Raw genomic sequence first — 25811 nt, 5'->3', positions numbered from 1 at the left:
AATGGCTTCGAAAAAGGGAGGCGATCCGGGACGAAAGATCATTTCTGACAACCGGAAAGCCCGATTCAACTACGAGATAGAGGATACGCTGGAAGCGGGGATCGAGCTGAAGGGCACGGAAGTGAAATCCCTGCGCAACGGCAAAGCGAATATTGCCGAATCCTATGCCGCCGAATATGGCGGCGAGATTTGGATCTACAACGTCTACATCCCCGAGTATCTTCAGGCGAACAGGTTCAATCACGAGCCCCGGCGGCCGCGCAAACTTCTGTTGCACAAGCGCGAGATCGGGAAACTTGCAGGTGCCGTTCAAAAAGAGGGCAAAACCATTGTCCCTCTCAAGCTCTATTTTAACGATAAGGGAAGGGCGAAACTCGAGTTAGCCCTTGCGCGCGGTAAAAAGCTGCATGACAAGCGCGAAACCGAAAAGAAGCGCGACTGGCAGCGCGAGAAGTCACGTCTCATGAAGAACCTGGGCTAACAGCTTTTCCACAGGCTGAATAATTGCTGTGAACAGTTGAGTTCAGGCGTTGACATTCTGAGGATAACATGTGGACCGACTGTGTATATCGTGCAAGGTCCGCACACAGGTTTTCAGTAGGTTCTCCCGTGGATTTTCTGGTGACAGGTGCTGGACAGCGGGTTGCTCGCAAGGCACCGATTTCCTAAGCCGTCAAAGTTTCCAAAATGCTTCTGGTTTGTTCGGAAATGGGGACTGGACGGCGGGATTCCCTGTCTACGAGCACATGAACGAAGCGCCCGTGCGCGGCTGTTTCAGTTTCTTTGCCGGCAAATAATCCTACCCGAAAAACCACAGAGCTGGAGCCGAGTTTCTCGATTCGCAGACCCGCAGAAACGACGGTTGGAAATGTTAACTCGGCAAAGTAGTTGCAGCCGGTTTCGACAACGAGAAAGATTTCGGAGCTCTTCCGCGGCTCAAGCAAGCCATTGGCGACATACCAGCCGTTTACGGCAGTATCAAAAAAGCTCAGATACTGCACGTTGTTGACGTGTCCGTAGATGTCCACATCCATCCACCGGGTGGGGATTGTTTGAAACGCTCTGAAGTCGGACTTCGAAAGTGGATATGGGCGCACAGCCTGTGGATAACTTGTGGAGTTCATAGGGCGGCCCTGTAGATTTCCAAGGCGTCTTCTTCTGTCAATTCCCTTGGATTGTTGACCAGAAGGCGCGTCTGTTTCATGGCGTCACTGGCCAGTTTCGGAAGGTGTTCTTCGGCAATTCCAACATCGCTTAGCCGGGTTTGAAGTCCGAGCTTGTGAGACAGGGCCGCCAGCCGGTCTGCAAATTCCTCAGCTCTCAGGGCCGGATCGCCGGTTGTTGACAGATCGGGGAACAGATGCGGCGCGATCTCGGCATATGTGTCTGCTGCAAGTGAATTGTTGAATTTCAGAATATGAGGCAGGACCAGCGCGTTTGATAGCCCGTGCGGAATGTGGAACGAGCTTCCAAGCGGATAGGCGAGGGCATGAACTGCAGCAACAGGTGAGTTCGCAAATGCCATCCCGGCCAGCATCGAGCCGAGCAGCATCGCGCTCCTGGCGTCTTCGTTTGCCGGCGAGAACACCGCGGTTTCAATGTTCGCGCCAAGCAGGCGCAGCGCCTCGATCGCAAGGCTTCTGGAAACGGGATTGTTGTTTTCTGATTTCGAGGCATACGCCTCAATGGCATGCACCATGGCGTCGATCCCGGTGGCCGCGGTGACGGGGCCAGGAAGGCCTAACGTCAAAAGCGGGTCCAGGATGGCCAAGTCCGGTAGAAGGAGAGGTGAGACTACGCCGCGTTTTTCCTCCTCACCAACGGTGATGATCGAGATCGGGGTGACTTCCGAACCGGTTCCGGCGGTTGTGGGGACAAGAACAAGCGGTAGGCGAGGTCCTGTCGCATTGCCAATACCCCAAGCGTTATCAGGGTCTTCGCCGCTTCCAGCCAAAAGCGCGACGAGTTTGGCAACATCGAGTGAAGACCCGCCGCCGAAACCGATGATAGACGTAGCCCCGTGGACTTTCGCCGCTTCGAGTGCCTGCTCAATCAGGGATCTGGGTGGATCGGCAACGACCTCGGAGTACTTGCCGACGTGAAACCCAGCCTGAGAAAGGGCGTCTTTGGCTCCGTCAACGAGACCAAGTGAAACAATGCCTGGATCAGTAACGAGGAAGGGGCGCGGCCCCAGGCAGAATGCGGCATGCTGATCGATCTTGTCGGCCGCGCCGTTCTCAAAAACGATGCGCTGGCTTGTATTGAACGTAAACGGACCGATCATGTTTTCCCCTGTCTCGCACACCTCACAGATTGCCCAGAATGGCACCATCCGTCGAGAGGGACATCTTGGAAAATTGCACGAATTGGCGGAGACGATTACGCATGCATGCGTGCGCCTTTGGTGATCTTGTCGGCGACTTTCTTGTCGGCATGAAACGCGATGCCAACTACAGCCGCATTTTCGGGAGAAAACGTCCCGAATATCTCCCGATTGGCCCTGTCGTGTCCCGTCGTAAACATCTCTTCGATGTAAAGACTTGATGCGACGTCTCTTTGCAGCGCCCGCTGGTGGACTTTCTTCATGAGATTCGTGTCTGCGCTCAGAATGATGATTGGTTGGACGCTCATGGAGTGATAGCTGTTTCCTGCTGCGTCGCGATAAGCCTCACCGATAAGCTCCGGCTTGGCTGCGGCAACGCCCGTCGACAGAAACGCTGTGACATTCAGCTTCTGCCAGACGGCCAGGTCTTCACGGACAACAATGACGAATTTGGTATCGAACATGAGCGCGAACTCCACGAAAGGAACGAGATCTGTAGGGGTTCGACCAAGCAATGCGCCTGAAGAGGAGCGGTGTCTTGAACGTTTGTGCACAGCGGGTACGGACTCAATCCGGATAGCGCCCGTTGAAGACAAGATCGAGCGGATAGAAGCCCGTTTTCGGGGCAATGGGTTCGACCCGCACCGGCACGACACCTATGCAATCGGTCTGACGCTGCGTGGTGTTCAAACCTTCAGCTATCGTGGCCAGGTGCACGCATCGCTGCCCGGACAAATCATCGTCATTCATCCCGATGAACTGCATGACGGCGGCGCCGGAACAGAGAGCGGTCTGCAGTACCGCATGATTTATGTTCAGCCGGAGGACATTCAGGCAGCTCTTGAGACAACCGGCGTCACCAGCCTGCCTCATCTTGCCGATCCCGTTTCCACCGACCCGCGATTGCAGAAGATCCTCATTGATTGTCTTGAAGACATCGACGTTGAAATGGGCGACCTGAAACGCAGTTCGCTTTTGGCCGAACTTGCGAGCGCCCTTGGCAGCCTTGGAGGAAACGGTGGTGTCAGTGCGGGCGTGTTGAACTGGCGAGCGCTCCGGCGATGCACCGATTTCATCAAGGAGAGTTTCAAGGATCCCATAACTGTGAACGATCTCGAACAACTGGCAAATCTCGATCGCTTCACCTTGTCCCGGCAGTTCAAACGGGCCTACGGGACAAGCCCGCACCGGTACCTTCTGATGCGCCGGCTCGCGCATGTTAAGCAATTGCTTTTGCTTGGGAAACCTCTTGCGGACGTCGCATTGAACAGCGGTTTTTCCGACCAAAGCCACATGACAAGGCACTTCAAGCGCGCATTTGGAATGACACCGGGCGCATGGCGGCAGCTGACTGCTGCAAGCGCCAGGAGCTGACTTAGAGCGAGCCCGGGCCGAACTTGTTGGAACGCGGGAAGCCAGTCGGAGGCAGGCGGCCCGCCTGTCCGCGGTCACCGCGCCAGTCGGCCAATTCCTCGAGCGTGCGCGTGAAACTGCGTCCGGAACTGTCCGTCCAGGTTAATCCTTCGGCGCTTCCAAAGACACGGATATCGGAGATATTGCCGTCCCGGTAGCGTTGCAGGCGGACGCCGCGTCCGCGCGCCATCTGGGCAACTTGTGCAAGCGGGAAGACCAGCAGCTTCCGGTTTTCGCCAATGATTGCGACATGGTCGCCGGTTGCCTCGACACACAGCGCAGCTTCCGCCGGCGCTGTAAGGTTGAGCACCTGTTTGCCCTTGCGGGTGTTGGCAATCACGTCGTCCTCGCAAACGACAAAGCCTCTGGCTTCGTTGTTGGATAAGAGCAGGTTGCGGCCGGGCTTGTGGACAAAAGCATTGACCACATCCTGGGCTTCGTCCATCTCGACCATCAAGCGGATCGGTTCACCGTGTCCGCGCCCGCCGGGCAGGCGGTCCGCGCCGAGCGTGAAGAACTTTCCGCCCGTTGAAAAGATGAGGATCTTGTCCGTCGTCTCCGCGTGGAAAGACAGTTTCAGTTTGTCTCCCTGCTTGAAAGACAGCGTGGACAGGTCGCTCTGATGCCCCTTGAGGGCGCGGATCCACCCCTTTTCGGAAATGATGACGGTGATCGGTTCCTTTTCGATCATGGCCTGCTGGATGTCGACCAGATCGGCTTCGGGCGCTTCCGACTTGTCCGTCCGGCGTCGGCCGATATCCGTTTCAGGACCATAGACTTTTGAAATTTCGACGATTTCCTTGGAGATCTTGGTCCACTGACGGCCGTCTGACCCAAGCAACTTGGTGAGCTCGTCCTTTTCGTTGGTGAGTTTTTCGTGCTCCTTGCGGATTTCAAGCTCTTCCAGCTTGCGCAGAGATCTGAGCCGCATGTTGAGGATCGCTTCGGCCTGAACGTCGGTCAGTTCAAACGTTCTGATCAGCTCCGCCTTGGCATCATCTTCCTCGCGGATGATCCGGATGACCTCGTCAAGGTTCAGATAGGCAATCAGATAGCCTTCCAGAACCTCGAGCCGATGGTTGATTTGTCCCAGCCGGTGTTCGGAGCGACGGATCAGGACTTCCTTGCGGTGGTCAAGCCACTCCCGCAGCACCTGTTTCACACCCATCACCATGGGTACCTTGCCCATCGACAGGACGTTCATGTTCAACGAGAACCGGTTTTCCAGGTCGGTCAGCTTGAACAGGGATTCCATCAACAGGTTGGCGTCGACATTGCGTGAACGCGGAACGAGAACGATGCGGATATCTTCGGCCGACTCATCACGCACATCATCCAGCAAAGGCAGTTTGCGGGCGGTCAGCAATTCGGCGATCTTCTCGATCAGACGCGATTTTTGAACCTGATAGGGGATCTCGGTGACGACGATCGACCATTGGCCGCGGCCGTGATCCTCGACTTCCCAGCGTGCCCGAACCCGGAAACTGCCACGCCCGGTCGCATAGGCTTCGCGGATCGAACCCTGATCGGAAACCAGCAGTCCACCGGTCGGAAAATCCGGACCCTTGATGAATTCAAGCAGTTCGTCGACCTCGGCCTTCGGGTTCTTGATCAGATGGAGGCAGGCCTGACAAAGCTCATAGGCATTGTGTGGCGGTATGGATGTCGCCATGCCCACGGCAATCCCCGAAGAGCCATTGCCGAGAAGGTTCGGAAATCCTCCGGGAAGGACGATCGGTTCCTTGTCTTCACCGTCATAGGTTTCGCGGAAATCGACGGCATTTTCGTCCAACCCGTCGAGCAGCCGCTTGGCCGTATCGGTCATGCGTGCTTCGGTGTAGCGCATGGCTGCCGCGTTATCTCCATCGACATTGCCGAAGTTGCCCTGGCCGTCGATCAGCGGGTAGCGCTGTGCAAAGTCCTGAGCTAGACGAACCAGGGCGTCGTAAACGGCCTGATCACCATGCGGATGGTATTTACCGATGACGTCGCCAACCACACGCGCGCATTTCTTGAACCCGGCCCCCGGGTCAAGTTTCAACAGGCGCATCGCGTAGAGCAGCCGTCTGTGCACCGGCTTCAATCCGTCGCGGACATCCGGCAAGGCTCTATGCATGATCGTTGAGAGCGCATAGGCGAGATAGCGTTCTTCCAACGCTTCCCGCAGGTTAATCCCTTCAATGCCGCTCGGAGGTGGTGTCGTCTCTTTTCCCATATCTGTTAGCTAACTGCTTCGGCTCGTCCACGCAATTCGTGAACATGGGATCAGCGACCAAAGCGGCAGATTTTCAACGGATTTCAACTGCTTTGCCGCGCGTGCGGGGCAGAAAGAGCACCGATCCGAACCGGTGGGTCGGAGGCAAGGTCACCCGATGTGCTTGATACCCCCGTTTGCGCCCGTGTCATTTTTACCGTCGTCAAAAATTGGTTGGTTGTCACCCCAGTTCGGGCTTTAATGCATACGTCCCGATCCTGACCGGAAGCATTTTCGTGCGAGCAAAAACTTGAAACTGAAATTGTACTCTTTGGGACTGCCGTTTCTTTTGGCACTCGCAACTGTCGGAGCTGATACCGGATATGTCTGGTTCAATGCGTCGGCGGACAGGTTGAAGGCGTTTTCTTCTCCATCGGGAAGCATGAAACCAACGCTTGAAATTGGCGATCGCTTCTACGTCCAAATTCCGGTGTCGTTTCCGTTTGACGAGATTTTGCGCACTTACAGTCCCGACCAGATGCCGCGTGTACAGGTGAGGCGCGGCGACGTTGTCACGTTCAAAGCGCCAACCGACCCTCCGATTGACTACGTCAAGCGTGTTGTCGGCCTTCCGGGAGAAACGATCCAGATGAAGGCGGGGCTGCTGCACATCAACGGCGAGCCAATATTGCGCGAACGCCTGGATGATTACAGTGACCACTCCAGGACAAACGGAAGCACTTCGGTTGCCCGCTACCAGGAAACGCTCCCGAACGGCGTCCACTATGAAACGCTGGATCTCACAGAAAGCGGTATGCTCGATGACACGCGAGAGTACCTTGTTCCCGAGGGGCACTATTTCGTGCTCGGCGACAACAGGGACAATTCCATCGATAGCCGTGTTCTGGCCCGCATAGGCTATATTCCCGCTGAAAACCTCATCGGCGTCGCTTCTCACGTTTATTTTTCCGGACCGTCGAGACGATTTGTCTGGCGCTCCATGAAACCGGGTCTGGATTGACCTACGGCTGGAAATTCCAGGGAAACGCCTCTTTGTAGCGCTTTTCAAGAGCCGCAAGGAGTTGTGTTCTCGTCCCGCCGTCTCTGTGACCGCGATCTTGTAGATAGCGTGTGACGAAGTGGCTGGTCAGCTCAAAACCCTCGCTCACGTCAACCCAGGTCAATTCACTCCCGGCCTGTCTCTGTCCTTCCACCAGAAAGGACGGAAGCGGTAGAAGCCGCTCATGGTAGGGAAGGCCCGCTTCCCGGCTCACAGCGCGCGCCGACTTGGGCGAGACATAAACAAGATCTTCCGTTTGCCCGGTCGCCGCACAGGACGACAGGTCGAGACCGGTTCCCAGGTCTTTGAGTAATTCCAGCTCGAAACGGATCAGCACGGCGGCAGCTGCGTCTGGCGCGTCGAGATGCTCCAGGACAACGTTCAACGCATCGAAGAGCCGCGGATAGGGGTGCCGCTCAGGCAGCAAGCGGAGCAGGAATGCGAGATGCTGCACGCTGGCAAGTCCGACACCGGAATTCATGAGATTGGCTGCGCGCAGGTTTTCCGCCTCGAACTGATATACGCCCAGGTGTTCCGAAAGACGGGCCTTCCAGGTCAGATCCAATTCGTTGCCAGGCTGAAGCAAGGGCCGGTTGCGTTGCGAGCGGCCAGCGCGGACAAGGCCGAGGTGCCGGCCATGATCGAGTGTCATGACCTCCAGAATGATATCGTTTTCGCCGTGTTTGCGGGTGGTCAGAACCACGCCGCGGCTATTCCATTCCAAACGTCCTGACCCCAATCACTTAGGAAATTCGAGACCCATTTCCTTGTAACGTTCCGGATCGTCGGCCCAGTTTCCGCGCACCTTCACGAACAGGAACAGATGCACGGGGGCTTCGATGATCTCTGCAAGCTCTTCTCGGGCGGCCTTCGAAATCGCCTTGATCGTCTGGCCGCCTTTGCCAAGGACAATGCTTTTCTGGCTGTCCCGCTCCACATAGATCGTCTGCTCAATGCGGGCGGATCCGTCTTTGCGGCTCTGCCACTGCTCGGTTTCAACTGTCGAAATATAGGGCAGTTCCTGATGCAGCCGCTCGAACAGTTTCTCGCGGGTGATTTCTGCGGCCAGTAAGCGCAGTGGCAGATCGGACGGCTGGTCGTCAGGGTAAAGCCACGGCCCTTCCGGCACTTTCGAGGCGAAGTGATCGAGAATGGCCGCGGTGCCGTCTCCTGTCAGCGCGGAGATCATGAAGGTCTGTTCAAAATGCAGATACTCATTGGCCTTCTGCGCCAGATCGAGGAGTTTTTCCCGTTTCGCGACATCAGTCTTGTTAAGGATCAGCACCTTGGGGGCAGGCTGGCTTTTCAGCCGCTTGAGAATATTCTCTGCTTCCTCGTCGATGCCCTTGCGGGCGTCAATCAGAAGGGCAATTACGTCCGCGTCGCGCGCACCGCCCCAGGCGGTATCGACCATCGCCCTGTCAAGGCGGCGTTTCGGCTTGAAGATCCCGGGCGTATCGATGAACACGAGCTGCGCCGAACCATGCATGGCGACACCGCGCACAATGGATCGGGTTGTCTGCACCTTGTGCGTCACAATGGAAACCTTGGTGCCGACAAGCTGGTTTATGAGCGTGGACTTGCCGGCATTTGGTGCGCCGATCAGCGCGATGAAACCGGCCTTTGTTCCACCGGGCATCTCAGGCAAGGGTTCAGGCAAAGGCATATCGAACCGTCCCGACGGTGGTACAAAGCCGTCATCCTCGTCGCGCGGATCGCCAGGGTCGTTTTCGTCGCTCAATTGACCGTTATTCCTTCCAGACGCCTTCGCGGCGAAGAACCGCTTCGGCAGCATTTTGTTCCGCGATGCGTTTCGAACCGCCTTGCCCCGCTCCGGGTGTCAGCCCTTGCACAATCACCGAGACCGTAAAATTGGGCGCATGATCCGGACCCTCGCGCGCGCTCACCTCGTAGCGCGGTGTCGGCAGGCTTTTGGACTGCGCCCACTCCTGCAGCGTTGTCTTGGCATCGCGGAGCGGGCCGGTCCAGGATAGCATACGCGGTTCCCAAAGGCGCTTGACGAAGCTTTCCGCGGCTTCAAAACCACCGTCGAGATAGATAGCCGCGATCACAGCTTCACAGATATCGGCCAAAAGTGCTGATTTCTTGCGGCCGCCTGTTTGCGCTTCCGCCAAGCCGATCCGCATGGCGTCGCCGACGCCGAGTTCCTGTGCGATTTCGGCGCAGGTTTCACGCTTGACCATATGATTGAAACGCCGTGCGAGCTCGCCTTCATCCGCTTTGGGGAAATGGGCATGCAGCATGGAGGCGATCACAAGGCCGAGCACCCGGTCACCCAGAAATTCAAGCCGCTGATAGCTGCCGGCAACGGTTTCAGACGGTGACAAAGCGCTGGCATGTGTCAGCGCGGTGCGCAGCAGTTCCAGGTCCTTGAATTCATAGTGCAAGGCCGCCTTCAGGCTCGAAACCGCGTTTTGTTTTTGTTTCTGTGTCATGCGCCTGTTTACGCCCCGAGCCGGTCTGACTCAGAGCGTTTTTCCGATCCGGTTCCAGCGCACTGTCCACGGCCATGTCCAGATATAGTAGGCAGGCGTGCCTTCCTCGATCGAGAAGAACAGAATTTCGGCGCGGCCCATGAAGTTCTCGAATGGAACGTAACCCACCTTGGACAGAACGCGGCTGTCAACGGAGTTGTCGCGGTTGTCGCCCATCATGAAATAATGGCCTTCCGGCACCTCGAAAACACGTGTGTTGTCCAGTTGCCCACGTGTCGTCAGGTCGAGCGTATCGTATGAAACACCGTTTGGCAGCGTTTCCCTGAAGCGGGGCACGCGCCGGACGGCTCCAGAAGCAGAGGTCTCGATATAGTCGTCGATCCGTTCTCTTTTGACCGGTTCGTCGTTGATATAGACGACACCGTCGCGAACCTGCACGGTATCGCCAGGCAAACCGATCACGCGCTTGATATAGTCGATGGAGGTATCGGTCGGCAGTTTGAACACGGCAACGTCACCGCGCTGGGGTTCCGCAGCCCAAACCCTTCCTGAAAAGGGGACCAGTCCGAACGGGAACGAATACCGGGAATAGCCGTAGCTGTATTTCGACACGAACAGATAGTCGCCGATGAGCAACGTGTCTTTCATGGACCCGGACGGGATATTGAACGGCTGAAACAGGAACGTCCTGACAATGAGGGCAAGCAACAGTGCCTGGACGACGACCTTCAGTGTCTCGTAAAGACCGCCTTCGTTATCCTTCTTGTTTTCCGACACGCTCATAATATCCCTTAAAGTACGTTTTTGCGGTCCTGCTCCGCATGGCCGCCACCGAGCGAAACTCTTAGCGGTTCACGCCGTTGGAAGCAATGCAGCAAGCGATGCAGTTGGCAATGGGCTCAAGCAGGGCCTGTGGATGGCGGCAATGGCCAATCCTGAGGCCAGGCGGATATCACGACGAATGCTTGCGCCAGTGGAAAATCGTCCGTGATCGTGAGGTCGATGGTCGTTATGAAGCCCTCTGGCGTCATACCGGCAAGCCGCTGCGCAGCGCCGCCTGTGAGCGACATCGTCGGTTTTCCTGAAGGCAGGTTGACGACACCCATTTCCCGCCAGGCGACACCCATGCGGATCCCGCTGCCAAGAGCCTTGGAACAGGCTTCCTTTGCAGCGAAACGCTTGGCGTAGGACGCTGCGCGCAGCTTGCGCCTGTCGGATTTCGCTCTTTCAATTTCGGTAAAAACTCTGTTTGTGAACCTGTCGCCGAAACGGTCGAGGGTTTTTTCGATTCGACGAATGTCGATCAGGTCGCTGCCAATGCCCAAGATCATCTGGATTAGAGCCCTTTTTTAGACTTCTCAGCTTTATGAGTCAGTATCCTCGGGTCAGAACCCATCAATCCTAAAGTGGGTCCCGGGCCGCGAAACTCAAGCGCTGCGGTCTTCTTCCATTGTAGATGTGGGCTGCGCGTAGGGGTGTTTGCCCCTTTTGGCAAGCGTCTGCTTTCTGCGGCGCTGGTAGACTTCAACGCTTTTATAGACGATCACGTAGGACACCGATCCGACGACAAGACCGAGCGGAACGGCGCCGATAAACATGGGCTTGAGCATTGGCCAAAGGGCGTCGAACGATTTTTCAAAAAGGCCTTCCTGGAATTGCTGATGCACGTGATGAGCATCGGTTTTGGGAGCCCGTCCGTGCAGGATCCACTGTCCGATCTTGAAGGTGAAGGCCCAGATGAACGGGAAGGTCAGCGGATTGCCGATCGATGTGCCGAGCGCGGATGCGATCAGGTTTCCGCGCACAATGTAGGCAAGGGCAAATCCTGTCAGAAAATGAAACCCAACCAGGGGTGTGCAAGACGCGAAGGCTCCGGCGGCGAAACCTACCGCGATTGCGTGCGGTGTGGCTGTAAGCCTAAGCACTCTCTTGCCGAAATACCGGGTCGACCGCGCCCAGCTGTTCCGAGGCCAAACGGCGACGCGCAAGCGCTCAATGCGCGATGGCCTATCTCTGCGTTGGAACAGCATGAATGTGTTTCAGCCCTGCTACGTTTTGTTGTTCAGCTCAATCCGCGGCTCCCCGGTTTGACCGCCGGCAGGGCGGCCAGTTCCGGCGGCAGATTGTCCGGTTCGTAGGCCGGCACCTTGTACTCGGCCAGTGCGATGATCGGAACCGATGCATCGGCTTCGCCACCGGACCGGTCAATCAGGCAGGCCACACCGAGGACTTCAGCACCAAGAGCTTTCAACGAGGTTACCGTCTCGCGGCTTGACAGGCCTGTTGTAACGATGTCTTCCACGACAACAACCCGCGCTCCTTGCGGCATCTCGAAACGGCGCAGGCGGAATTCACCGTCTTCGCGTTCCACCCACATTGCCGGGATCTTCAGGTGGCGGGCGGTTTCATAACCTGGGATCAGCCCGCCAAGGGCAGGGGAGACGACATAATCGATCTGCCCGAGACCGGCCTCCCTGATCTTGTCTGCCAAGGCGCTGCACAGTCGCTCGGTCTTGTCCGGATACATGAACACCCGTGCCTTTTGAAGAAAAACCGGGCTGCGCAGACCGGAAGTCAGGATAAAGTGCCCTTCCAAAATTGCGCCGGCTTCACGGAAGATGGACAAAACGTCATCGCGGGTCATGAAAGACAATCCTCTTAGTCGTTACCAAACCTAGCCGTTTACCCGGCTGACGCTTGAAACATTAGGCTTGGAACGCAATTGGTTGATTATTCGATTGAGATGTTTCAGGTCCCATACTTCCAGATCAATGAGCATTTGGTGGAAGTCCGGTGCCCGTTGAACCATTTTCACGTTGTCTATGTTGCCGCTGTTTTCACCGATGACCTGAGCGATTGCTGCAAGTGAGCCCGGTTCATTGGCAGCCGAGATATCAAGGCGCGCCGGAAACCGCTCGGGGTTGTTGACGTCGATGTCCCAGCGCACGTCGACCCAGCGTTCGGTCTGGTCATCGAATTCCTTCAGTGACGGCGATTGTATCGGATAAATGGTCAGTCCTTCAGACGGGGTCAAGATGCCAACGATCCGGTCGCCGGGCACAGCGCCTCCGTCAGGTGCGAAACTGACCGGAATGTCGCCCGAAAGCCCTCTGATAGGCAGTGCCGGGCCTTCACCGATTTCGGCCTCCTCACCGGAGTTTGCCTTCCGGTCCTCAAGCTCGCCGGGAGGGATCCTGAATTTCAGGCCATGTCCCTTTTTCAGGCCGAACCAGCCCTCTTCCATGGGCGGTCCGGTGACAGCCACTCTTTCATCCTGGTAGTCCGGATGTGCCGATTTCAGGACCAATTGTGCGCTAAGATCGCCTCTGCCGACGGCAGCCAGAAGATCGGCAACGCTCGACTGGTGATGCTCACTGAGGATTGCTTCCAGCAGATCTTCCGAAAAAGCTTTGTCGGCCCGCGCGAATGCACGTTTGAGAATGTGTTCTCCCAAAGCACCGTACTGTTTGCGCACGGATTCACGCGTCGCCCTTCGGATGGCGGCCCGAGCCTTGCCGGTAACCGCAATAGCCTCCCAGGCAGGCGGCGGCGTCTGAGCCGGCGAACGGATGATCTCCACCTCGTCGCCATTGTGAAGTTCGGTCACGAGCGGCATGATCTTGCCGTTGATCTTGCAGCCGACGCAGGTGTTGCCGATCCCGGTATGAACGGCATAGGCGAAATCGATCGGCGTCGCACCGCGCGGGAGCGCAATCAGTCTGCCCTTTGGGGTGAAGCAGAACACCTGATCGTGGAAGAGTTCCAGCTTGGTGTTTTCAAGGAATTCTTCCGGTGTGTCGCCCTGGGCAAGCAGTTCTGTCGTCCGTCTCAACCATTCAAAGGCGCGACAGTCTTCCGTGTGGCGTGCGATGTTGCGGCCGCCGAACTCGCCATCCTTGTAGAGCGCATGGGCCGCAATGCCGTATTCGGCGACGCGGTTCATTGACGTGGTGCGGATCTGCAGCTCGACCCTTTGACGCGAGGGACCGACGATCGTGGTGTGGATCGACTTGTAGTCGTTCTGCTTCGGGGTCGAGATGTAGTCCTTGAACCGGCCTGGAACCGTCGGCCAGGTGGTATGAATGACCCCGAGGACCCTGTAGCACGCCTCGACGGTCCCGACCGTGACCCGGAACCCGTAAATGTCGGAAAGCTGCTCGAAACCGATCGCCTTGCGCTGCATCTTCCGGAAAATGGAGTAGGGGCGCTTCTCCCGTCCCATGACGACCGCAGCCATGCCCCGTTCGCTGAGGCGTTCGGTCAGCGTGGTTTCAATGTCTGCAATCAGGTCACGGTTCTTTTCGCGCAGATCCGCAAGCCGGTCGGTGATGGTCTCGTATGCTTCCGGATTGAGCGTGTGGAAGGAAATGTCTTCCAACTCTTCGCGCATGTCATGCATGCCCATGCGACCGGCGAGCGGCGCGTAGATCTCCATCGTCTCTTCGGCGATGCGGCCGCGCTTGTGCTGCGGCATGTGCCCGAGCGTGCGCATGTTGTGCAGCCGGTCGGCCAGCTTCACGAGGAGAACACGGACATCGTCGGCAATCGCAAGCAGAAGTTTGCGGAAGTTCTCCGCCTGCTTTGCCTTTTGGGACACAAGGTCGAGCCGCTTGATTTTCGTCAGCCCCTCGACCAGCTTGCCGATTTCCTCGCCGAACAGGGAGTCGATTTCCGCGCGGGTTGCGTCGGTGTCCTCGATCGTGTCGTGAAGCAGGGCGACCGCAATCGTCGCGTCGTCCAGACGCAAGTCCGTGAGAATTGCGGCGACTTCGAGAGGATGTGAGAAGTAGGGGTCGCCGGATGCGCGCATCTGCGAGCCATGTTTTTGCATGGCGTAGACATATGCCTTGTTGAGCAAGGCTTCGTCGGCTTCCGGATTGTAACGCGTAACCCGTTCGACGAGTTCGTACTGACGCATCATGGCCGCAACCGACCCCGGCAACCGGCTGAAACGTCAGCCGGATAAAGAAAATCCGCCTGAAACGCGATAATATTGAGGTCGCGTCTCAGACGGGATAAGGACGAAAAATCAAATGTCGTCGGTCCGCTCCGGCGGCACCAGACCTTCCAGACCGCGCAGCAGGTCTTCTTCAGACATGCGGTCGAATTCTACAGCGCTGTCGTCCACAGCGTTGACCTGCGTTACCTGATGCTGATTGGCAGACGGAACAACCGGCACGGCTTCCGCTTCAGGCTCATCCACCTCAACAAACTTCTGAAGTGAGTGGATCAGGTCTTCTTTCATGTCTTCCGGGCTGACAGTCTGCTCGGCGATCTCACGCAGCGCGACGACAGGGTTCTTGTCGTTGTCGCGGTCAATTGTCAGCGGCGAACCGCTTGAGATCATGCGAGCGCGATGCGCAGCAAGCAGCACCAGCTCAAACCGGTTTTCGACCTTGTCGATGCAGTCCTCGACGGTCACGCGCGCCATTCGACGTCTCCATAGGCTAAAGGAACTTGAAAAACCAGCGTATAGTGATCAGACTTGGAAAAAGCAACCCCTTGTCAGATTACAGAGGTAGACACTACTTTGTGCTGAGATTTTATCGATTTTTTTCAGCAGGCGCTCGCTTTTGCATTGCGGCGGCCCAATATTATGGTGTAGGGCACTAAGCCGGACCTATAAGAATCATCAGGGTCTGCAGGAAAAAGAAAACAATAAGCTGAGTGAAGCGGCGGCATACGTTAAAAGTCTTCTCAGCAAAATGCGTTGATTAAGTGGTCGACAAACCGGGTTTGGCTGCGGGAGCCGAGCTCTTTCTTGCTCGCATTTGACGTCGCATTTAACTCGGAAAGGTTTCAAATAATATGTTTGACGCTCGAGAAAAAGTTGCCCTGTTTATTGATGGAGCCAACTTGTATTCGACGGCAAAAGCAATCGGATTTGATATCGATTACAAACGGCTGTTGAAAGAGTTCCAGGGACAGGCATACCTTTTGCGCGCGTACTATTACACCGCGCTGATCGAGGATCAGGAATACTCGTCCATCCGCCCGCTGATCGACTGGCTGGACTACAACGGCTACAAGGTCATCACCAAGCCGGTGAAGGAATTCGTGGACAGCGCCGGAAGACGGAAAGTCAAGGGCAACATGGATATCGAGCTTGCAGTCGATGCCATGGAGCTTGTGGAATCCGTCGACCATGTGGTCCTGTTCTCCGGCGACGGCGACTTCCGGTCGCTCGTCGAGGCACTTCAGCGCAAAGGCCGCAAGGTCAGTGTGGTGTCCACACTGAAAACGCAGCCACCGATGATCGCCGACGATCTGCGCCGTCAGGCCGACCACTTCATCGACCTGGCAAGCCTTGCCAACAAGATCGGCCGTGATCCGTCCGAAAGGCCCGTGCGTCCGCAAATGTCGTCGCAAGTCGACGATGACGAAGATGAGGACGAGGACTACTAAGTCTCAAAAAATGTCAGTTCTTGAGGGAAATTACGGGCCGGTAGATCCGCCTTTGGATTGTCCGGACTGCCCAAGGCTCGTCGCTTTGCGCGAAGAGCTGAAGGAAACCTTCCCGGACTGGCATAACGCTCCGGTGCCTTCGTTCACGTCGGAGGCACCGCGATTACTCGTGATCGGCCTGGCGCCCGGTATGAAAGGCGCCAACTGCACCGGACGTCCGTTCACCGGCGACTATGCCGGCGATCTTTTGTACAAGACGCTGCTGGATTTCGGGTTTGCGGAGGGGGCCTATCAGGCGCGTCCCGATGACGGTCTGCGCCTGAAAGACGCAATGATCACCAACGCTGTGCGGTGCCTCCCGCCACAAAACAAGCCGACCGGACCTGAAATCAGGACCTGCCGGCCTTATCTGCTTTCAACACTTGCGGCCAATCCGTCCATTCGTGCGGTGCTGGCGCTGGGCCGGATTGCCCATGATACCTTTTTGTCGGCCCTTGAACTGAGGCGAGCGGACTACAAGTTCGCGCATGGCGCCGAGTATCCGCTTAACGGCTTCGAATTCTCACTTTTCGACAGCTATCACTGCTCGCGTTACAACACCAACACCGGTCGGCTGACCGAGAAGATGTTTCGTGACGTTTTTGAGAAAATCCGAAACCACATTCCGGACAGCTGACGATTGAAGACACAGACTTTAAGTGTCGCTGCCCGCTGACGTGTCTGCCTCCACGACGGCCCATCCGTTCGGGCCTAGGTGTTCCTGCGGTTTGAAGCGCGCCTTGTAGGCCATCTTCGCCGACCCTTCGACCCAGTATCCAAGATAGACGTAAGGAAGGCGCAGTTTTCGGGCGCGTTCGATGTGATCAAGGATCATGTAGGTACCGAGCGTCGTACCTGCATAATCGGGATCATAGAACGAATAGACCATCGAAAGGCCGTCTGACAGCTGGTCGCTGAGCGCGACGCCCAGGAGCGGTCCTTCGCCGTTTCCGGTGACGAAACTGTCCGGCCCGCGGCGCCTGTATTCGATCACCAGTGTCTCAACGTGGGTATCTTCGACCATCATGGCGTAATCGAGAACGCTCATTTCCGTCATGCCGCCGTCTTCGTGGCGTGCCTGGAGATAGTCTCTGAAGAGATCATACTGCTCCGCCGACGGGCTTGCGGGCAGCCTTGCGCCGACAATGTCTGCTCCGGCTTTCCACACCCGTTTGAGGGATTTGCTCCATTTGAAATCGTTGACGCGCACGCGCACCGATATGCAGGCCTGGCACTGCTCGCAGGCCGGACGATAGGCAATGTTCTGGCTGCGCCGGAAGCCGCCCTGGGTCAGCACCTCGTTGAGGGCCGGGGCGCCGTGGCCAACAAGATGCGTAAACACCTTGCGTTCTTGCTTGCCGTCCAGATAGGGACAGGGCGCTGGCGCGGTCAGATAGAATTGCGGATGATCTGTGGGGTGCCGTGTCACCGTGTTGTCCCGCGATAGCTCAAAGCTTTTCTACATCCCATAGTACCATGGCGCGACCATAGAGAAGGTCAACCATAAAATAATTGCCAGCGGTGCACCAGCCCGGATGAAGTCGATGAACCGGTAGTGCCCCGGTCCCATGACAATCAGGTTGGTCTGATAACCGACCGGTGTCGCGAAAGACGTGTTTGCCGCGATGATCAGGCAAACGACAAATGCCTCCGGAGGCTGGCCGATCTGTTCGGCCAGATTGATGGCGATCGGCGTGAACAGGACGGCGGCGGCGTTGTTGGACAGGAAGTTGGTCAGAACCATCACGAGAAAGAAGAGGGCGGACAGAACCGTGGCGGCTGACGCTCCCTGCAGCATGTGGACCAGACCGGCTGCGATCGCCGTTGCCCCGCCGGTTGCCTCTAGAGCAACGGCAGCAGCCAGCGAGGCACCGACCAGCATGAAAATCCGGCTGTCAATGGCACGCATGGCCTGCCGGATGTTGAGGCAGCCTGTTGCAATCATTGCAAAGGTTCCACCGATCGCTGCCGAGACAATCGGAACCAGTCCGGACGCGGCAAGCACGACGACGCAAGCAAAGATCGCAAGGGCTCGTGGCGCATAGCGCCGCCTCGGCACTTCCGCGGTCGACCAGTCCAGAAGCAGGACGTCGCGATTGCCCCGCAGGCGTGCGATTTCGTCTTCGTTTCCGGCAACCAGCAGAACGTCGCCCGCTTCCATGCGTATATCGTTCATGGCCATGCGGGGCATGCGGCTGCGTCTTTGGATACCCATGACCAGACAGCCGGTGTCGGTGTAAAATCCGGATTGCGGCAAGGTCCTGCCCATCAGTCTTGATGCGGGCGCAACAACCACTTCGGCGAGACTGATGGAGCCCGGCTGAGCAGCCTGTTGATCGCGGCCGGCGCTGTTGTTTTCAGCCTCGGTTTCCATCAGCGGCTGCCGGCGCGCCAGCGCATTGGCAAGGGCCGTTCTGGTCGCAGCGACGATGACCGTGTCACCGGGTGACAGGACCACGTTCTCAAACGGTGGCAACAGCGGTTTCTGGCCCCGTTGCACCAGCCGGACGGTCATGTCCTTGAGGTTCGGGAACATGCCCGAGACGGCTTCCACGCCAACAAGGGGGTGTCCATATGTGATTTCTATCTGGGCAATGAATTGTTTTCCGGACGTCGCCTGAAACTCTTCCGCCATGGTTTTGCGTGCCGTCATCAGGTGCGGCATGACGAAAAAAACATAGACCGCTCCAACGCTGGCAAGCATCAGACCGATCGGCGTGAAGCTGAAAAAGCTTAGTCTGAGGTCGGATGTCTGGGCAGCATAGTTTGCGACCAGCAGATTGGTGGAAGAGCCGATCAGCGTGGTCATGCCACCGAGGATCGCAATGAAAGAGAGCGGCATCAAAACCCGGGAAGGGGACTGGCCGACCGTCGCAGCCACCGCGGTCAGGATCGGCAGGAACATGACGACAACCGGGGTATTGTTCAAAAAGGCACTGAGAACGGCCACCACGAGCAGGATGGGGATCGTGGCGAATGCAGACCTGCCACGCGTCATTCTGACGATTGCCTTGGCTGGACCTTCCAGCGCGTCCGTCTGAAACAGACCCTGTCCAATAATCAGCAGGCAAATCACCGTCACGAGCGCCGGATTTGCAAATCCCATCAGGAAATCCGCGGTCGTAACGGCCTTGCCGTCCGGCGTTTCCACCGGAAGAACAGAAAAAATAACAATGAAAGCGGTCACGGATCCGAGGGCAACCGTCTCGATTGGGTAGCGCTCGAGGGCGTACAGGATGACTGTCGACGCGATCACCACAAAGGTTAGCGCCATCGCAATATCAACGGAATGCATTCACCTGCCCAAAGCCATTTGGCCACACTCGACCAACGCTCAGTTTAAAACAGGCGGTTCGGTCATTGAAAGGGCTTATGAGCCAGATAGCGATTTATGGACAAGTGTGACGGATGGCATCACAGTACGGTTCTCTTGAATTTCAGGAAGTTAGGCGTTTTGACCGAGCAATTTCGCAGCCCGCGTTCCCTGGCATTGCTTGTGCTGTTCGTGCTTGTTGTCCTGGGAATGGGCAGTTTCATCGGCATCCAGACGGCGCCCAGAAGCTGGTACCAGGATCTCAATAAACCTGTCTTCAACCCGCCCAACTGGATCTTCGGTCCTGTCTGGACGATGCTTTACCTGTTCATCGCAGTTGCAGGCTGGCGGTGCTTCTTGCGCTCCCCGCAGTCGAGCGCGATGTATCTCTGGTATGGCCAGATGTGCCTCAATTGGCTCTGGTCACCGCTCTTCTTTGCCCTGCATCTGTTGTGGACGGCTTTGGCGGTAAGCATTGCAATGGTCGCCGTGATCGTTTTGTTCGTCTGGGCCAACTGGCAAGCGGACAGAGTCTCGGCGCTGCTGTTCCTGCCTTATGCCGCCTGGGTGGGCTTCGCGAGCGTCCTCAACCTGTCTCTGGCGCTGCTTAACTGAAACCTTGACGCAACGAGATTGTCGACCGTTCTCGTTTACTCCTGCCCGTAAACATGCTGTCGATGATAGGCAGAGTTGATCACGACAACGCCCAGGATGATGTCATGGAGCAGGCGCTTGCGGTCGGAAAAGAGAGCAACCAGCAGGATCAGCGGTGTCAGCAGCGAGACTGAAAACCAGAACAGCAGCGCATGGACAGCGGCAAGCAGCGGATAGGGCCGGGCGCCGTACCAAAGACGCATTTCAAGGCCCATGGCGCGCATTCCGAGCGTTGACGCCTGCGGTCCTCCAAGCGTGAAGGCTACATAAAGCAGGGCAACCGCTGCCGGAAGAATACCATAGAGCAGAAAGCCGAGCCCGAGCGTGAACACGCCCAGCACGAACACCAGAATGCCCGCTCCGAACGTCAGCAGCGCAATCACGATTACATCGATGAAAAAGGCAAAGATCCGCCGGCTGCGCACACCCGCAAAGAGTTCCGGATGGCGAACTGGGTCAAATACATCCTGACGGACATAGTCGGCGGAGGTGTCTGCTGACATGAAGCGGCTCCCGAAAAAGTGATGATCCACATGTGGGGATTGTGGCGGGGAAACGCAAATTCCGCAGATGAATCTGCCCCTTTAATGCCTGATGAAGCGGTGGATCCGCCGAAAGTGTTTGGTCCGATCCCGTCACCGCAAAGACTGTGTCATCTCCGACTTGATCGGGGGGGGGCACTGGTTGCAGAGCTGACGGCTGAGATTACGTGCTTGCGGCAATTGATATGGCGATGCAACCATTTCCGGATATTGTGGCACCTTGAATTGGATCCCCGATCAAGTCGGGGATGACGACAAACCTGTGGGATCCGCTTGCCATCGACACGTGAAGTGCCCATTGGCTATTCTTGCAGCAGTGCGAATGTTCGCCTCAAAAATGGAATTCGCCCATCTCGAAGGGTTGATCGACTGCTGCTGCACATCAAGCATCAAACCCGCATCGCCGCGTGAGGACGCGTGCCGCTTATTTTCTTTCAGCCAGCATTTCGGCAACCTTCGGCGCAAAATAGGTCAGGATGCCGTCAGCGCCGGCCCGCTTGAACGCGAGCAGGCTTTCGACCATCGCGCGGTCGCCGTCGAGCCAGCCATTGGCGCTGGCCGCCTTGATCATCGCGTATTCGCCGGAGACCTGGTAGGCGTAGGTTGGGACCTGGAATTCGTCCTTGATGCGCCGGACAATGTCGAGATAGGGCAGGCCGGGCTTCACCATCACCATGTCCGCCCCCTCGGTGATGTCGAGTTCCGCCTCGCGCAGGGCCTCATCCGTGTTGGCGGGATCCATCTGGTAGGTGCGCTTGTCCCCCTTCAGCGTTCCCGATGAGCCGACGGCGTCGCGGAACGGTCCATAAAAGGCAGACGCATACTTGGCCGAGTAGGCCATAATCTGTGTCGCCCGGAAGTCCTGGCTATCGAGCGCCTGGCGAATGGCGCCAATCCGGCCGTCCATCATGTCGGAAGGAGCAATGACATCGGACCCTGCCTCCGCCTGCACAAGAGCCTGGCGGCAGAGCTGGTCGACCGTTTCGTCGTTCAGGATTGTTTCCCCCTCCATCAGGCCATCATGACCGTGACTGGTATAGGGATCGAGGGCAACATCGGTCATCAAACCGACATTGAGGCCTTCCGACTTGATTGCCCGAAGCGCGCGGCAGGTCAGGTTTTCATCGTTGAGAGCTTCTGATCCGGTCGCATCGCGCAGGTCCGGGTCGGTGTAAGGAAAAAGCGCCAGCGCCGGAATGCCGAGTTCGGCTGCCCGCGCTGCCTCCCGCACGGCTTCGTCGACGGACAGGCGGAACACCTCCGGCATAGATGGAACCGCCTGACGTTTATTCGTTCCGTCGACCAGAAAAATTGGCCAGATCAGATCATCAACCGTCAGCGTGTTCTCGCGCACGAGACGGCGGGACCAGTCTGTTTGACGGTTGCGCCGCATTCGGGTCCCGGCGAGAAGCGTGTCCATGTGGTCGGACGTAATTGGCGGCAGCGGCGGTTTGGACGTCATGGAATTATGCGCTCGGTAAGAAGAGGTCTGATGGCATTCTCGCGAAGGTCTGACGCAAATCTAGCACGCAGATTGACGCATTCCAACATTCTGTAAAATAACTGAAAATAAAAACAAAAAAGAGATTGTTTGACGTTTGCGTCAAATATGTTTTAGTGCTGCCGCAATGGCAGGGCGAATGACCGGCTTTCAAAGACGCCGCGCTCGGGCGCAAACGGGAGGACGAACGTGGACTTTTCACCGAATGAAGATCAGCGCGCCTTTCAGGATATGGCCGCAAGTTTTTCCCGCGAAGAGCTCGCGCCGAATGCAAAGCAGTGGGACGAAGATAGCATTTTCCCGATCCCGACCTTGCGCAAGGCGGCAGAACTCGGATTTGGCGGAATTTACGTCAAGGAGGACGTCGGCGGATCGGCCTTGTCTCGGCTCGACGCGGCGCTGATCTTTGAGGAACTCTCCAAGGGCTGCACGTCGACCGCCGCCTATCTGTCGATTCACAACATGGTTGCCTGGATCATCGATAGGTTCGGCTCTGAAGAGCTGCGGCAGAAATTCCTCTCAAGCCTGTGTTCCATGGAGCTGCTCACCAGTTATTGCCTGACCGAACCCGGCTCCGGCTCCGACGCGGCAAGCCTGCGCACCAGCGCAAGCGACGATGGCGACCATTATATTCTTAACGGCTCCAAGGCATTCATCTCCGGCGGCGGCGTGAGCGACCTTTATGCAGTGATGGTGCGCACCGGCGGCGAGGGACCTTCAGGCGTTTCCTGCCTGCTCGTTGAAAAGGGAACGCCGGGTCTCAGCTTTGGTGCCAACGAAGTCAAGCTCGGCTGGAAGAGCCAGCCGACCGCCCAGGTCAATTTCCAGGATTGCCGTGTGCCGAAATCCAATCTGGTCGGCGAAGAAGGGCAGGGCTTCAAGATCGCCATGTCCGCACTGGATGGCGGAAGGATCAATATCGGAGCGTGCTCGCTTGGAGCTGCCCAGGCCTGTCTGGGTCATGCGCTCACTTATATGCAGGAACGCAAGCAATTCGGCAGGCCAATTTCCGATTTCCAGGCGCTGCAGTTCCGCCTTGCCGACATGGCAACCGAACTTGAAGCGGCCCGGCTGCTTCTTCACAAGGCCGCCGCCGCGATCGACGCAAAGTCCCACGAGGCCACCAAACTTGCCGCCATGGCCAAGCGGCTGGCAACCGACACCGGCTTCAAGGTGGTCAATGAGGCGCTCCAGTTGCACGGCGGGTATGGTTATCTGCGCGACTACCCGATTGAACGGTACTTCCGGGACGTGCGCGTGCACCAGATCCTGGAAGGGACCAACGAGATCATGCGGCTCATCATTGCCCGCCACTTGTTGAAAGACTGAGTGAAGCAACTGGATCTGTGTCTTGAAATGACTCTCTTTTTCGGCAAGGCGATTTGATGAGCGACGAAATCCTTTTTGAAGTCCGGGGCAAGGCCGGGTTTGTGACCTTGAACCGGCCGCAAGCGCTCAATGCTCTGACACACGCCAAGGTCAGAGCCCTTGCAGACCACCTTGACCGATGGGCGGATGATCCGTCGGTTGCCCATGTGGTCATCAGGGGAGCGGGGGGAAAGGCCTTTTGCGCCGGTGGGGACATCCGCAGTATCTATGATGCCAATCTGGCGGGCAGGGTGGATGACCTGAAGGGGTTTTTCCGGGACGAATACACGTTGAATGCCCGGATCAAAGCCTACCCGAAACCTTATGTTGCCCTGATTGACGGTATCGTCATGGGGGGCGGTGTCGGCGTTTCGGTCCACGGCAGCCATCGGATCGGAACTGAAAAAACACTCTTTTCCATGCCTGAAACGGGGATCGGTTTCTTCCCCGATGTGGGCGGGACGTATTTTCTGCCGCGCATGCCTAAAAGCGCGGGCGTCTATTGCGCGCTCGCCGGCAGCCGGCTCAAGCAGGGCGATGCTCTTGGTACCGGCGTTCTGACGCACGCCGTTGCACAGTCGAGCCTTGCGGACGTGGAGCAGGTGCTGGAAACGGCGAGCGACATTGATGAAGCGCTGAAGCCGTTTCTCGTCGTTCCTGAAAAGGGGCCGCTTTTGGAAAACGAAGTGCTTGTTGAAGAGGCTTTTTCGGGGCGTTCCGTCGAAGAAATTCTCGATCGTTTGGACCGCTCTGAAACGGCCTTCGGCCTAAAGACGGCAAAAATCATTCGCGAGAAATCCCCAACAAGCGTTTTGATCGCGTTTGAGCAGATGCAACGCGGCAAAGACCTTTTCTTCAACGAGTGCATGAAGCTTGAGTATCGGATCGCGTCTCGTATCCTTCATGGTGTCGATTTCTTTGAGGGCATTCGCGCAGTGGTCGTCGACAAGGACCAGTCACCGAAGTGGACGCCGTCGGATTTCATCCAAGTAGACAGAACGGAGCTTGCGTCGTATTTCGAGGAACCGTCTGACGGAGATCTTCCTCTTTAACGCACAACCGGACCGGCCATGATCACAAGCTTTCAGGACCTCGTCGATGCCCGCCCGCCCTGGAGCACCATCCTTATCTGGTACCTGCGGGGCATCGCGGTCATTCTGATCGGGGGAGGCGTGATCTACTGGGCGCGGATCATCGGTATCGTGGAATGGCACGGCAATTTTTTCTGGGACATGCCGATCGAACTTCAGGTGGCGACCGTTTTTTTCGCCGTCCTCGATCTGGTTGCCGCAACGGGCCTCTGGCTGACAGTGTCCTGGGGCACGGTCATGTGGATCTTCCGCTGCCTGTGCCAGATCGTGATGCACACCGCCTTTTCCGATCTTTATGGCCGCCGTCCTTACGAGATCACCTTTTATCTGATCACCGTCGCGATTTACGCCGGGCTGGTTTACCTGATGCATAAGGAAAACCGGGCCGCGACCGGGTAAGCCGAATGGCCGAATTGCGGGACGGCCCGCGAAATTGCTTCAATTGAATCTGGCAACCGATTCAAAAGACTCAAAAAACACGATCTGGGAGAAAACGTATGGCGAGCACAATCGGCTTCATTGGATTGGGCAATATGGGTGGCCCCATGGCGATCAACCTGGTCAAGGCAGGCCATCGCGTCATTGGGTTTGACCTGGCCGAGGCCGCCATGTCGGCGCATGCCGAAGCCGGCGGTGAAACAGCCAACGGTGTCTCGGACCTTGCTGCGGCCGCGGATGTCATCGTCACCATGCTGCCCGCCGGCAAACATGTCCGTCAGATCTATCAGGGCGAGGGCGGGATCTTCGAGAGCGCGAAGCCAGGCACACTGATGATTGATTCCTCCACCATCGATGTGGACAGCGCACGTGTCGTCAGTGCGGCTGCGGCCGAAAAAGGCATGCCGATGGTTGATGCGCCCGTTTCCGGCGGCGTCGGGGGCGCGACAGCGGGAACGCTGACCTTCATGGTTGGCGGCAGCGACGAGGCCTTCGCGGCGGCGAAGCCTTTTCTCGACATCATGGGCAAGACGATCGTGCATGCGGGCGGCGCGGGGAACGGCCAGGCCGCCAAGATCTGCAACAACATGCTTCTCGGCATCTCGATGATTGGCGTCTGCGAAGCGTTTGTCCTTGCCGAAAAGCTCGGATTGGACGCGCAGAAGCTGTTTGACATTTCCTCAACGGCATCCGGCCAGTGCTGGTCGCTGACCTCCTACTGCCCGGTCCCAGGACCGCTTCCGGCCTCTCCGGCGAACCGTGACTACCAGCCAGGCTTTGCCGCGGCGATGATGCTCAAGGACCTGAAGCTTGCCCAGGAGGCGGCCAGCACATCCGGAGCCGCGACACCTCTCGGGGCCGAGGCAGCAGCGCTTTACACGCTGTTCTGCAACAGCGGCGGTGACGCACAGGACTTCTCCGGCATCGTGAAATTCCTGCGCGGAACATGATGAACAAAATCTGAATCAGGTGCCTGAAATGGCCTTCAAACGTTAACGAAGGATTCAGCGTGTC

At 57.3% G+C, this 25811-nt stretch carries 27 protein-coding genes; 10 read left to right on the top strand and 17 right to left on the bottom strand.

Features of this window, described 5'->3' with window-relative positions; genetic code table 11:
* The first annotated feature begins 1 nt into the window (after nt 1).
* Nucleotides 2-481, top strand: coding sequence for an SsrA-binding protein SmpB (gene smpB, locus RBB47_RS08180; protein WP_305985277.1), 480 nt, complete (start codon nt 2-4; stop codon nt 479-481).
* Nucleotides 482-665: 184 nt separating this feature from the next.
* Here smpB and RBB47_RS08175 read toward each other — a convergent pair whose 3' ends face one another.
* The 3 genes from RBB47_RS08175 to RBB47_RS08165 form a co-directional block, all read right to left on the bottom strand.
* Nucleotides 666-1124 carry a thioesterase family protein gene (locus RBB47_RS08175; RefSeq protein WP_305985276.1) on the bottom strand — a complete coding sequence of 153 codons (459 nt, stop codon included), beginning with the start codon at nt 1122-1124 and terminating at the stop codon, nt 666-668.
* Entirely contained in the window at nt 1121-2284 is a 1164-nt protein-coding gene (locus tag RBB47_RS08170; RefSeq protein WP_305985275.1) for an iron-containing alcohol dehydrogenase, read from the bottom strand. The genes RBB47_RS08175 and RBB47_RS08170 overlap by 4 nt, the downstream gene beginning before the upstream one ends.
* A 95-nt stretch (nt 2285-2379) precedes the next feature.
* Nucleotides 2380-2787 carry a DUF2000 family protein gene (locus RBB47_RS08165; RefSeq protein ID WP_305985274.1) on the bottom strand — a complete coding sequence of 136 codons (408 nt, stop codon included), beginning with the start codon at nt 2785-2787 and terminating at the stop codon, nt 2380-2382.
* Here RBB47_RS08165 and RBB47_RS08160 point away from each other — a divergent pair.
* The gene (locus RBB47_RS08160) at nt 2786-3697 is read left to right on the top strand and encodes an AraC family transcriptional regulator (protein ID WP_305985273.1); all 912 of its coding nucleotides are present in this window, start codon (nt 2786-2788) and stop codon (nt 3695-3697) included. The two genes, RBB47_RS08165 and RBB47_RS08160, sit on opposite strands and share 2 nt — an antisense overlap.
* Before the next feature lies 1 nt (nt 3698).
* On the opposite strand, the gene parC is transcribed toward RBB47_RS08160, so the two are convergent.
* Nucleotides 3699-5951 carry a DNA topoisomerase IV subunit A gene (gene parC, locus RBB47_RS08155; RefSeq protein ID WP_305985272.1) on the bottom strand — a complete coding sequence of 751 codons (2253 nt, stop codon included), beginning with the start codon at nt 5949-5951 and terminating at the stop codon, nt 3699-3701.
* A 289-nt stretch (nt 5952-6240) separates the two neighbouring features.
* On the opposite strand from parC, the gene lepB (RBB47_RS08150) reads away from it, so the two are divergent.
* Nucleotides 6241-6951 carry a signal peptidase I gene (gene lepB / locus RBB47_RS08150; RefSeq protein WP_305985271.1) on the top strand — a complete coding sequence of 237 codons (711 nt, stop codon included), beginning with the start codon at nt 6241-6243 and terminating at the stop codon, nt 6949-6951.
* Nucleotide 6952: 1 nt separating this feature from the next.
* Here the strand turns inward: lepB (RBB47_RS08150) and recO are convergent, their stop codons facing one another.
* The 9 genes from recO to rpoZ all read right to left on the bottom strand — a co-directional run bounded on the left by recO (nt 6953) and on the right by rpoZ (nt 14877).
* The gene (gene recO / locus RBB47_RS08145) at nt 6953-7714 is read right to left on the bottom strand and encodes a DNA repair protein RecO (protein ID WP_305985270.1); all 762 of its coding nucleotides are present in this window, start codon (nt 7712-7714) and stop codon (nt 6953-6955) included.
* A 15-nt stretch (nt 7715-7729) separates the two neighbouring features.
* Complete coding sequence (gene era / locus RBB47_RS08140; protein WP_305985398.1) at nt 7730-8656, bottom strand: GTPase Era; 927 nt, start codon at nt 8654-8656, stop codon at nt 7730-7732.
* Between the two features lie 82 nt (nt 8657-8738).
* Complete coding sequence (gene rnc / locus RBB47_RS08135; protein WP_305985269.1) at nt 8739-9446, bottom strand: ribonuclease III; 708 nt, start codon at nt 9444-9446, stop codon at nt 8739-8741.
* 30 nt (nt 9447-9476) lie between these two features.
* Nucleotides 9477-10229: a signal peptidase I gene (gene lepB, locus RBB47_RS08130; protein ID WP_305985268.1), complete on the bottom strand. Its 753-nt coding sequence runs from the start codon at nt 10227-10229 to the stop codon at nt 9477-9479.
* A 116-nt stretch (nt 10230-10345) separates the two neighbouring features.
* Nucleotides 10346-10777 carry a holo-ACP synthase gene (gene acpS / locus RBB47_RS08125; protein ID WP_305985267.1) on the bottom strand — a complete coding sequence of 144 codons (432 nt, stop codon included), beginning with the start codon at nt 10775-10777 and terminating at the stop codon, nt 10346-10348.
* 96 nt (nt 10778-10873) lie between these two features.
* The gene (locus RBB47_RS08120; RefSeq protein WP_305985266.1) at nt 10874-11476 is read right to left on the bottom strand and encodes a DUF2062 domain-containing protein; all 603 of its coding nucleotides are present in this window, start codon (nt 11474-11476) and stop codon (nt 10874-10876) included.
* 32 nt (nt 11477-11508) lie between these two features.
* Complete coding sequence (gene pyrE / locus RBB47_RS08115; RefSeq protein WP_305985265.1) at nt 11509-12090, bottom strand: orotate phosphoribosyltransferase; 582 nt, start codon at nt 12088-12090, stop codon at nt 11509-11511.
* A gap of 30 nt (nt 12091-12120) precedes the next feature.
* Nucleotides 12121-14367 (bottom strand): bifunctional (p)ppGpp synthetase/guanosine-3',5'-bis(diphosphate) 3'-pyrophosphohydrolase, encoded by a 2247-nt coding sequence (locus RBB47_RS08110; RefSeq protein ID WP_305985264.1) that lies wholly within the window; start codon nt 14365-14367, stop codon nt 12121-12123.
* Nucleotides 14368-14475: 108 nt separating this feature from the next.
* Nucleotides 14476-14877, bottom strand: coding sequence for a DNA-directed RNA polymerase subunit omega (gene rpoZ, locus RBB47_RS08105; RefSeq protein WP_305985263.1), 402 nt, complete (start codon nt 14875-14877; stop codon nt 14476-14478).
* Between the two features lie 377 nt (nt 14878-15254).
* On the opposite strand from rpoZ, the gene RBB47_RS08100 reads away from it, so the two are divergent.
* Together RBB47_RS08100 and RBB47_RS08095 are read left to right on the top strand one after the other, a co-directional pair.
* Nucleotides 15255-15851, top strand: coding sequence for an NYN domain-containing protein (locus tag RBB47_RS08100; RefSeq protein ID WP_305985262.1), 597 nt, complete (start codon nt 15255-15257; stop codon nt 15849-15851).
* A 10-nt stretch (nt 15852-15861) separates the two neighbouring features.
* Nucleotides 15862-16527 (top strand): uracil-DNA glycosylase, encoded by a 666-nt coding sequence (locus RBB47_RS08095; RefSeq protein ID WP_305985261.1) that lies wholly within the window; start codon nt 15862-15864, stop codon nt 16525-16527.
* Between the two features lie 18 nt (nt 16528-16545).
* Here RBB47_RS08095 and RBB47_RS08090 read toward each other — a convergent pair whose 3' ends face one another.
* Nucleotides 16546-17319, bottom strand: a complete 774-nt coding sequence (locus RBB47_RS08090) for an arginyltransferase (RefSeq protein ID WP_305985260.1) — start codon at nt 17317-17319, stop codon at nt 16546-16548.
* Between the two features lie 30 nt (nt 17320-17349).
* A complete protein-coding gene (locus RBB47_RS08085) occupies nt 17350-19185 on the bottom strand; it encodes an SLC13 family permease (RefSeq protein WP_305985259.1) in 1836 nt (611 codons plus the stop codon).
* Between the two features lie 159 nt (nt 19186-19344).
* Here RBB47_RS08085 and RBB47_RS08080 point away from each other — a divergent pair, with 159 nt between their 5' ends.
* Nucleotides 19345-19818, top strand: coding sequence for a TspO/MBR family protein (locus tag RBB47_RS08080; protein ID WP_305985258.1), 474 nt, complete (start codon nt 19345-19347; stop codon nt 19816-19818).
* A gap of 35 nt (nt 19819-19853) precedes the next feature.
* Here RBB47_RS08080 and RBB47_RS08075 read toward each other — a convergent pair whose 3' ends face one another.
* Both RBB47_RS08075 and hemB read right to left on the bottom strand, forming a co-directional pair.
* Nucleotides 19854-20360 carry an RDD family protein gene (locus RBB47_RS08075; protein WP_305985257.1) on the bottom strand — a complete coding sequence of 169 codons (507 nt, stop codon included), beginning with the start codon at nt 20358-20360 and terminating at the stop codon, nt 19854-19856.
* Between the two features lie 463 nt (nt 20361-20823).
* Nucleotides 20824-21861 carry a porphobilinogen synthase gene (hemB, locus tag RBB47_RS08070; protein ID WP_371932757.1) on the bottom strand — a complete coding sequence of 346 codons (1038 nt, stop codon included), beginning with the start codon at nt 21859-21861 and terminating at the stop codon, nt 20824-20826.
* 228 nt (nt 21862-22089) lie between these two features.
* On the opposite strand from hemB, the gene RBB47_RS08065 reads away from it, so the two are divergent.
* The 4 genes from RBB47_RS08065 to mmsB all read left to right on the top strand — a co-directional run bounded on the left by RBB47_RS08065 (nt 22090) and on the right by mmsB (nt 25747).
* Nucleotides 22090-23229 carry an acyl-CoA dehydrogenase family protein gene (locus RBB47_RS08065; protein WP_305985256.1) on the top strand — a complete coding sequence of 380 codons (1140 nt, stop codon included), beginning with the start codon at nt 22090-22092 and terminating at the stop codon, nt 23227-23229.
* Between the two features lie 56 nt (nt 23230-23285).
* A complete protein-coding gene (locus RBB47_RS08060) occupies nt 23286-24320 on the top strand; it encodes an enoyl-CoA hydratase/isomerase family protein (RefSeq protein ID WP_305985255.1) in 1035 nt (344 codons plus the stop codon).
* A gap of 18 nt (nt 24321-24338) precedes the next feature.
* Complete coding sequence (locus tag RBB47_RS08055; RefSeq protein WP_305985254.1) at nt 24339-24758, top strand: DUF6163 family protein; 420 nt, start codon at nt 24339-24341, stop codon at nt 24756-24758.
* A gap of 98 nt (nt 24759-24856) precedes the next feature.
* Nucleotides 24857-25747, top strand: coding sequence for a 3-hydroxyisobutyrate dehydrogenase (mmsB, locus tag RBB47_RS08050; RefSeq protein ID WP_305985253.1), 891 nt, complete (start codon nt 24857-24859; stop codon nt 25745-25747).
* Nucleotides 25748-25811: the final 64 nt, after the last annotated feature.

Source organism: Roseibium sp. MMSF_3544 (assembly GCF_030732845.1).
GTDB lineage: Bacteria > Pseudomonadota > Alphaproteobacteria > Rhizobiales > Stappiaceae > Roseibium.
This window is presented reverse-complemented; position numbering and strand designations above follow the sequence as displayed.

Bases quoted from the DNA above. Each gene is read 5' to 3' on its own strand.
- rpoZ (WP_305985263.1), bottom strand. From the start codon at position 14,877: ATGGCGCGCGTGACCGTCGAGGACTGCATCGACAAGGTCGAAAACCGG.
- RBB47_RS08095 (WP_305985261.1), top strand. From the start codon at position 15,862: ATGTCAGTTCTTGAGGGAAATTACGGGCCGGTAGATCCGCCTTTGGAT.
- RBB47_RS08165 (WP_305985274.1), bottom strand. From the start codon at position 2,787: ATGTTCGATACCAAATTCGTCATTGTTGTCCGTGAAGACCTGGCCGTC.
- parC (WP_305985272.1), bottom strand. From the start codon at position 5,951: ATGGGAAAAGAGACGACACCACCTCCGAGCGGCATTGAAGGGATTAAC.
- hemB (WP_371932757.1), bottom strand. From the start codon at position 21,861: ATGACGTCCAAACCGCCGCTGCCGCCAATTACGTCCGACCACATGGAC.
- RBB47_RS08100 (WP_305985262.1), top strand. From the start codon at position 15,255: ATGTTTGACGCTCGAGAAAAAGTTGCCCTGTTTATTGATGGAGCCAAC.
- acpS (WP_305985267.1), bottom strand. From the start codon at position 10,777: ATGATCTTGGGCATTGGCAGCGACCTGATCGACATTCGTCGAATCGAA.
- mmsB (WP_305985253.1), top strand. From the start codon at position 24,857: ATGGCGAGCACAATCGGCTTCATTGGATTGGGCAATATGGGTGGCCCC.
- RBB47_RS08055 (WP_305985254.1), top strand. From the start codon at position 24,339: ATGATCACAAGCTTTCAGGACCTCGTCGATGCCCGCCCGCCCTGGAGC.
- RBB47_RS08110 (WP_305985264.1), bottom strand. From the start codon at position 14,367: ATGATGCGTCAGTACGAACTCGTCGAACGGGTTACGCGTTACAATCCG.
- RBB47_RS08120 (WP_305985266.1), bottom strand. From the start codon at position 11,476: ATGCTGTTCCAACGCAGAGATAGGCCATCGCGCATTGAGCGCTTGCGC.
- lepB (WP_305985268.1), bottom strand. From the start codon at position 10,229: ATGAGCGTGTCGGAAAACAAGAAGGATAACGAAGGCGGTCTTTACGAG.
- pyrE (WP_305985265.1), bottom strand. From the start codon at position 12,090: ATGACCCGCGATGACGTTTTGTCCATCTTCCGTGAAGCCGGCGCAATT.
- RBB47_RS08060 (WP_305985255.1), top strand. From the start codon at position 23,286: ATGAGCGACGAAATCCTTTTTGAAGTCCGGGGCAAGGCCGGGTTTGTG.
- smpB (WP_305985277.1), top strand. From the start codon at position 2: ATGGCTTCGAAAAAGGGAGGCGATCCGGGACGAAAGATCATTTCTGAC.
- rnc (WP_305985269.1), bottom strand. From the start codon at position 9,446: ATGACACAGAAACAAAAACAAAACGCGGTTTCGAGCCTGAAGGCGGCC.
- RBB47_RS08175 (WP_305985276.1), bottom strand. From the start codon at position 1,124: ATGAACTCCACAAGTTATCCACAGGCTGTGCGCCCATATCCACTTTCG.
- RBB47_RS08170 (WP_305985275.1), bottom strand. From the start codon at position 2,284: ATGATCGGTCCGTTTACGTTCAATACAAGCCAGCGCATCGTTTTTGAG.
- RBB47_RS08085 (WP_305985259.1), bottom strand. From the start codon at position 19,185: ATGCATTCCGTTGATATTGCGATGGCGCTAACCTTTGTGGTGATCGCG.
- era (WP_305985398.1), bottom strand. From the start codon at position 8,656: ATGCCTTTGCCTGAACCCTTGCCTGAGATGCCCGGTGGAACAAAGGCC.
- RBB47_RS08075 (WP_305985257.1), bottom strand. From the start codon at position 20,360: ATGTCAGCAGACACCTCCGCCGACTATGTCCGTCAGGATGTATTTGAC.
- RBB47_RS08160 (WP_305985273.1), top strand. From the start codon at position 2,786: ATGAGCGCGAACTCCACGAAAGGAACGAGATCTGTAGGGGTTCGACCA.